This window comes from Halobacterium sp. CBA1126, from assembly GCF_009741975.1.
GTDB lineage: Archaea > Halobacteriota > Halobacteria > Halobacteriales > Halobacteriaceae > Halobacterium.
Genome location: NZ_WPCF01000169.1, coordinates 1 through 3,245, shown reverse-complemented (window position 1 = coordinate 3,245; position 3,245 = coordinate 1). Strand labels below are relative to the sequence as shown.

At 71.5% G+C, this 3,245-nt stretch carries 5 protein-coding genes; 3 read left to right on the top strand and 2 right to left on the bottom strand.

Annotated elements, in window-relative coordinates; translation table 11 throughout:
• Positions 1 to 1,093, top strand: a 1,093-nt coding sequence (locus GJ634_RS17040) for an MFS transporter (protein ID WP_197425553.1), incomplete at its 5' end; no start/stop codon positions are given.
• Positions 1,094 to 1,121: 28 nt separating this feature from the next.
• On the opposite strand, the gene GJ634_RS14690 is transcribed toward GJ634_RS17040, so the two are convergent.
• Entirely contained in the window at positions 1,122 to 1,316 is a 195-nt protein-coding gene (locus GJ634_RS14690) for a DUF5800 family protein (protein WP_157503590.1), read from the bottom strand.
• A gap of 96 nt (positions 1,317 to 1,412) precedes the next feature.
• Here GJ634_RS14690 and GJ634_RS14685 point away from each other — a divergent pair, with 96 nt between their 5' ends.
• Together GJ634_RS14685 and GJ634_RS14680 are read left to right on the top strand one after the other, a co-directional pair.
• Positions 1,413 to 2,258, top strand: a complete 846-nt coding sequence (locus GJ634_RS14685; protein WP_331714204.1) for an acyltransferase — start codon at positions 1,413 to 1,415, stop codon at positions 2,256 to 2,258.
• A 29-nt stretch (positions 2,259 to 2,287) separates the two neighbouring features.
• Positions 2,288 to 2,563, top strand: a complete 276-nt coding sequence (locus GJ634_RS14680; RefSeq protein WP_157503588.1) for a hypothetical protein — start codon at positions 2,288 to 2,290, stop codon at positions 2,561 to 2,563.
• Here GJ634_RS14680 and GJ634_RS14675 read toward each other — a convergent pair.
• The coding region (locus tag GJ634_RS14675) for a CBS domain-containing protein (RefSeq protein ID WP_157503587.1) at positions 2,560 to 3,245 on the bottom strand (686 nt) is incomplete at its 5' end. The genes GJ634_RS14680 and GJ634_RS14675 overlap by 4 nt on opposite strands.

The window sequence follows — 3,245 nt, the reverse complement described above, 5'->3', positions numbered from 1 at the left end:
GCTGCTCGCCGGCGCCGCCGGGGGTAACATCGCCGCCGCGCAGGCGTACATCGCGGACGTGACGCCGCCCGAGCGCCGCGCCGGCGCGCTCGGGCTCGTCGGCGCGGCGTTCGGCCTCGGGTTCGTCTTCGGGCCCGCGGTCGGCGGCCTCCTCGCGGACGAGACGGTGGTCACCGCCGTCCGCTCGGCGCTGCCCGCGTTCGTCCCCGTCACGCGCTTCTCGCTGCCGAGCTTCGCCGCAGCCGGGTTCTCCTTCGTCGCGCTGGTCGCCGCCGTGGTCGTCCTCGAGGAGCCGCCGCGGACCCGCAGCTCGGCCGGGCGAACGTCGTTCGTCGCCCAGTTCCGGGCCGCGCTCGCGGACGCCACCCTGCGCCCGCTGGTCGTCGCGTTCTTCCTGACGTCGCTGTCGTTCGCCGGCGTCACCGTGATGTTCGTCCCGTTCGTCGCCGACGTCTTCGGCTACGGCGCCACCGAGGCGGCGCTGTTCCTCGCGTACATCGGCGCGCTCGGCGTCCTGAATCAGGGCGTCCTCGTCGGCGCGCTCGCCCGCCGGTACGGCGCCCGCTGGGTCGTACGGGCCGGCGTCGTCTCGCTGTGCGCCGCGCTGCTGGTGCTGGCGGCCTCCCCGCTCGCGGGCACCGACCCGCTGCTCGCCGCCGGCCCCGCGTGGGTGACCGGCGGTCTCGCGGCGCTGCTGGCGTTCGGCGCGCTCGCGTCGTTCGGCAACGGCGCGATTACGGTCGGGCTGGCGGCGCTCGTCTCCGAGTCGGCGGGCGCGGAGACGCAGGGGTCGGCGTTCGGCGTCACGCAGGCGCCGGCAGTCTGGGACGCACGGTCGGCCCGCCGCTGGCCGCCGCCGCGTACGTCTTCGTCTCGTGGTCGCCGTTCGTCGCGGGCGCGCTGCTGTTGGTCCCGGTTGTCGGCCTCCTGCGGACGCGGGCGTGAGCTACAGCGCCGAGAAGACGGCGTACGGCACGCCGAACAGCAGGACCGTCATCGCGAGCAGGACGAGCCCGTAGCTCGCGACCGTCGCCAGCGCGGTCACCCACGCGGGGTGCTCGAAGTCGGGGAGCGCCGCGGTCATACTCGGTAGTCGCCGCGCGCCGACCTAAAAGTTCGCCTCAGACGATGTCGCCGATGCGCCGCGGCTCACCGGAGAGCGCGGGGTTCGACTCCACGAGCTTGAGCACCTCGTGGTCGGTGACCTCGTGGTACTCCTTGTCGGTGGCCTCCTCGATGAGCTCGCGCTCCATCCGGAACTCGGTGCCTTCGTAGACGACGTCGACGCCGTCGTCTTCGAACGAGAGCGTAGTCATACCCCGGCGTAGGCGGCGGGCGGACAAAAGCCCGCCGTCCGACGGTTGGCGTGCGTTCTCGCGGGGTTTATTGGCGTGCGGGGTGATTGGACGGGTGTGCTCGGCCCGAACCCGATAGACGAACTCGTCGTGCCCGACGGCACCACCGTACAGGAACACGACGTCGTGGTGGACGGCGACGTGCTGGTCGGCGGCCAGTCCACGGTCGAACTCGGGGTTCGCGGCCACAGCGTCGTCGCCGGCGAGCGGGTCTCCTTCGCCGGCGACATCGAAGCCGACGGCGACTGCCGGCTCGACATGTGGTGCGACGTCGACGGGAACGTCCTCGCCAGCGAGGACGCCTACCTCGGCGAGCGCGTCCACATCACCGGCCGGCTCGTCGTCGGCGGCGACCTCGACATCGGCGACGACGTCGACATCGAGGAGGGGTTCGAGGCCTCCGGCTGGATCGTCATCCGGAACCCGATGCCCACCATCACGTTCTTCGTCGTCTACCTCACCCACCTCCTCCAGATCGGCGAGGAGGAGGAGGCCGAGGAGCTCGTCGACCAGTTCGCGACCGACGGCGACGCCCAGCCGCTGACGATTCCGCGCTCGGGCAGCGTCTCCGACGACGCGTGGCGGGTCTCCACGCCCGCGACGGTCGGCGACGACTGCCGGCTCCACGGGAACATCCGCGCGACCAGCGTCGAGGTCGGCGAGGACAACAACATCTTCGGCAGCCTGCGCGCCCAGGAGGACGTCTCCGTGGGCTCGGGGACGAAGATTCACGGCGACGTCACGACGCGGAACGGCGACGTGCGCGTCGCAGCCGGTGCGACCGTCCTCGGCGACGTCTCCGGGCAGGACGTCCACGTCCACCCGGACGCCGACGTCGACGGCGTCATCCGCGCCCGCGGCGAGATGCACCTCGGGAGTCGGGCGGACCGCGACCCGGAATAGTTTAGTCGACGCCCCGTCAGTGATCGGACATGTCACGTTCGCCCTCCAGTGACGACGCCGAGGACGACGGAGCCAGCCCGCTGGCTGCCGGCGCGGCGCTGTGGCGGGAGGCGCTGCTCGCGTGGGTCGGGCTCCCGCTCGCGCTCGCCGGCCTGAACGGCTGGCTGTACTTCCTCCGCAGCGAGAACGCGGTCTACCGATACGGGCTCGCCGACCTGTTGAGAGACGCCGCACTGACGTTCGCCGGCGTCTACCTCGTGGTTTTGGCGGCCGGCAGCGCCGCGACCCGCCTGCGAGCGAACTAGTTGTCGTGCTCGCGGTCCAGCGGGTCCTCGAGCTGCCCCATCACGGTCTCGAAGGCGTCGGTCGCGGTGAGCAGCCCGACGACCTCGCCGTCGTCGAAGACGAGCGCGAGCTCCTGGTTCTCCGCCTGGAACTGGTCGATGGCGTCGCTGACGGTGGTGTCGGCCGTGAGCGTCATCGGGGGCGCGGCGACGTCCTCGAAGCTCGCGTCGCCGGCGCGAATCTCGTCGAGGTGGTCGATGACCGCGGGCACGTAGACGACGCCGCGGAAGTCAGTCGGGTCGTCGCCGACCAGCGGGTAGCGGGTGTGCGGCGAGGACGTCAGGCGGTGAATGTTCTCGTCGACGTCGACGGCCGTCGAGAGGTAGACCACGTCGTCGGCGTCGACCATCACGTCCGAGACCGCGGTGGTGCCGACGTCGAGGGCGTTGACGACCTCGGAGAGCCGCTCCTCGGAGAGGTCGCCCCGCTGGAGGACGTCCTGCAGGCGGTTCCGGAGCTGCGCGCGGTTCTCGATGACGTCTTCCTCGGTCTCGAGCCACGCGCCGGTCATCTCGACGCCGAACAGCTTCAGCGTCCCCTTCGCGATGCCGTCCCCGAGCTTGATGATTGGCGAGATGGCGAAGTGGAACCAGTAGAGGGGGGCGGCGCCGTACTTGGAGACGAACCGGGAGCGCTCGACGC

Coding starts and splice junctions, on each gene's coding strand:
- GJ634_RS14690 (WP_157503590.1), bottom strand. CDS start 1,316: ATGACTACGCTCTCGTTCGAAGACGACGGCGTCGACGTCGTCTACGAA.
- GJ634_RS14680 (WP_157503588.1), top strand. CDS start 2,288: ATGTCACGTTCGCCCTCCAGTGACGACGCCGAGGACGACGGAGCCAGC.